Origin of the sequence: Armatimonas sp., assembly GCF_043760365.1 — a bacterium.
Taxonomy (GTDB): domain Bacteria; phylum Armatimonadota; class Armatimonadia; order Armatimonadales; family Armatimonadaceae; genus Armatimonas.
Map to the genome: position 1 here is coordinate 1 of NZ_JAYUPA010000843.1, position 3,151 is coordinate 3,151.

Consider the following 3,151-nt stretch of genomic DNA (forward strand, 5'->3'; position numbering starts at 1 on the left):
AGCTGGGCAAGTTCTCGGAAGGCGGCACAGTGGTTGTGAATCTCTTAGCCAGAGAGCGACTGCATGCCTTTGTCGATGGAAAGCCGACCCCCACCACAAAAGATGCCTGGGATCGTGTCACGGTAAAAACACCGACGGGAGCCAAGCGGCTCACGCTACGCTACGAACCAAACTGGAGCAAGGGATTTTTCCTGAGTGGTTGTCTGCTCCTCAGCGCAGCCGGAGTTCTTTTGTATTGCAGGAAAATACATACTGCATGATGCAAATTCAATTGAAGCCCAAAGTGGTAGACTTCTGTATGTTTTTTCTCTTTGCCACGCTGAGTGTGCTAATGTTAACTTCCCCAATTACTTGTGCACAAAAGGAATCGCCTGACATTGTCTCCATTGGAGCAGGAAGCTACACGACAAAGCTTCCCGCTGGGGCGAAGGAGCCGGGGATGCTGCCATTTGTGACGGAGGCAGTGAAGCGGCCCGTTCCCACGAATGACTGGTGGAGCTCGCTGGTCTTCTCTAAGTTCTCGAATCAGATGTTCCCCCACCCACTGGGCGTTCAGGCACACGAAACAGGCCTGCGGATTTATTACCCTGGCATCGGCTACACCGCCAACCCTGAGGGGATCTTCACTGCGGTGATGCAGGCCCCCAATGATCTGATGATCGGGCACTCCGCGCAGGCCACTTTCCCCGATGCCCGTGCCCAGAGCTGGAGCGACTGGTTCGTCACGGCTGCATTTGGCAATAAGCTCTTTCTGACGTTTGGGCACGGCTCACCGTTTGTCTATGGCACGATAACGGACGGCGACCCGACATTCACCTTCGCCAGCGCACCGACGGTGTTTTCTGGTGATGCGAAGAGCCCCGTGCTTGGGGTGACCCTTGGGGGGCGTAGCTACGGACTCTTCGGCGCGGCGGGCTGCACGTGGGAGGGCCTCGGCACCAGTAAGCTTATTTGCAAAGGCAAGTCCTATTTTTCCGTGTCACTGCTTCCTGATAATAAACAAGAGACACTAGCATTTTATGCGAAGTACGCGCACAACCACGTGACGGACTCAAAAATTGTCTGGAGCTACGACGAAAAGACGAGTAAAGTGACGACGAAATACGCCTTCACGGTAAAAGCCTATGAGGGCACGATGTCGGGGACGCTCTTTGGGCTCTATCCGCACCAGTACCAGCGGAGCGCCATAAAGCTCACGAACCATACCTACCAGTGCACTCGTGGTGTCTTAAAAGTTGCCGTCGGGGAGGGATTCACGACCGTCACCCCGTTCCAGGGTGTCCTGCCGCTACTCCCCGACTTTGGCGGCTACGAAAAAGCGACCCTCAAGAAATTTATAGATGCCGATACCGCAACCTACAAACCGGAGCTGGCCGATACCTACTGGACGGGAAAGGCACTGGGTAAGCTGGCGACCCTCACGGCACTCGCGGAAGCGACGGGCAATGTTGCGGCCAACAAGACGCTTCGGGCACGTCTGAAGACACTTCTCGAAGATTACTTCACGGCGAAGAGCGGCAAGGCGAAGGGGCTGTTCTACTACAATAAACCCTGGGGGACACTGATCGGCTACCCGGCCTCCTACGGCAGCGACGAAGCCCTCAACGACCATCACTTCCACTACGGATACTTCATCCGCGCCGCCGCCGAGCTCGCGCGGCAGGAGCCAGAGTGGGCAAAGCAAGCGCAGTGGGGCGGGATGGTGAACTTACTCATTCGCGACTGCGCCAACCCGGAGCGCAGCGACCCGCAGTTCCCATTTCTGCGTAACTTTGATATCTACGAGGGCCACACTTGGGCCGATGGAAAAGGTGACTTCGCCGACGGTAATAACAACGAGTCGTCGTCGGAGGCCATGAACGCCTGGACCGGGATGATCCTCTGGGGCGAGCTCACGGGCGATAAAAAACTGCGCGACACGGGGATCTATCTCTACGTGACGGAGAAGGATGCGATTGACAACTACTGGTTCGACGTAAACAAGCTCTACCCGAAGGCGTTTACGCGCTCGCTGGCCTCGATGGTCTGGGGCGCAAAAGCGGTCTTCGCCACGTGGTTCTCCGGCGACCCCATCCACATGCATGGCATCAATCTGTTGCCCCTCCAGAGCGGCTCGTTGTACTTAGGGACGCATCCAGGCTATATCTCCGAGAACCTCGCCAGCCTCGCTACTGAGCGTATCGCTCACGATAAAAAAGACGCCAAGCGTGACCCGAGCCTGCCACCGCGCACGGGCAAAAACTGGGGTGGCTGGGGCGATGTGATCCTGATGTACCAGGCCCTCACCGATGCCCAAGGTGCGCTGGCAAACTGCAACTTCGAGACCCAGGAGATCGAGTCTGGAAACTCTCGGGCAAATTTCTACCACTGGATGCACTTTCTGAGCAAAGCCGGGCAAGTAGACACCAGTGTCTCCGCCGACACGCCGCTCTATGCCGTCTTTAAGAACGGCATAGAGCGCACCTATGTTATCTACAGCACCACGGCCCAGCCACGAAAAGTGACGTTCTCGAACGGAACCGTGGTTACATCCCGCAAGTCTGGGCTGACGGTATTTACGAGGAGTTGAAAATCCCTCTACTTGAGGGGCTTGCCGTCTGGGCCATAGGCCGCGCCACCATTCTGGCTGGCAGCAGTAGGGGCCTGTGCGTTGGAATTTCCTGGCGGCGGTGCGGACTTCTCGGGTGCACCTTCTTTAGAGCTGCACCCTATAATGGCCCCGCTAAGCACCACAGTGAGTACGAAAAAACAAAAAATTCTCATCGAGATCTTCTTCCTTTGCGTGCCGCAGACCTACGGCACGCAGTATATAACCCCGGGGTTGACCAAAACACTATTGGCTTCGTCCTTGGGAAAGTGAGAGAGAGTCTTGGTACTCCCTGAGCGGTACCACTTCGCATGACCATCCGCAAATGCCATGTTATAGCCCTTGGAGTGGGGCATGTAGTTGGCCACATTGCCCGCTTCATAGGCGATCACGTCATCGCATCGTCCTGGAATGGGGCGCAAGTAGGCCCGATTGAAGACAAAGCCTTTGCCACTTTCCCGCATGATAAAGAGATTTGCGGGCGCTACGACTGCGGCTAGGCTGAGCCCTTGCGGCAAGAAGACATTACCATTCATGTGGTAGCCAACATTGGGCGCTGCTGTC

The 3,151-nt window shown here is 56.3% G+C and carries 4 protein-coding genes; 2 read left to right on the forward strand and 2 right to left on the reverse strand.

Annotation, left to right across the window (positions count from 1 at the left end; all coding sequences use genetic code 11):
- Both ACH2EH_RS20855 and ACH2EH_RS20860 read left to right on the forward strand, forming a co-directional pair.
- The coding region (locus ACH2EH_RS20855; RefSeq protein WP_395144739.1) for a hypothetical protein at positions 1-260 on the forward strand (260 nt) is incomplete at its 5' end.
- Positions 257-2,569: a glycosyl hydrolase gene (locus ACH2EH_RS20860; RefSeq protein WP_395144741.1), complete on the forward strand. Its 2,313-nt coding sequence runs from the start codon at positions 257-259 to the stop codon at positions 2,567-2,569. The genes ACH2EH_RS20855 and ACH2EH_RS20860, both read left to right, overlap by 4 nt.
- An 8-nt stretch (positions 2,570-2,577) precedes the next feature.
- On the opposite strand, the gene ACH2EH_RS20865 is transcribed toward ACH2EH_RS20860, so the two are convergent.
- Both ACH2EH_RS20865 and ACH2EH_RS20870 read right to left on the reverse strand, forming a co-directional pair.
- Positions 2,578-2,763 carry a hypothetical protein gene (locus ACH2EH_RS20865; protein WP_395144743.1) on the reverse strand — a complete coding sequence of 62 codons (186 nt, stop codon included), beginning with the start codon at positions 2,761-2,763 and terminating at the stop codon, positions 2,578-2,580.
- A 30-nt stretch (positions 2,764-2,793) separates the two neighbouring features.
- Positions 2,794-3,151 (reverse strand): hypothetical protein (locus ACH2EH_RS20870; protein WP_395144745.1); only part of this gene is annotated, 358 nt, incomplete at its 5' end.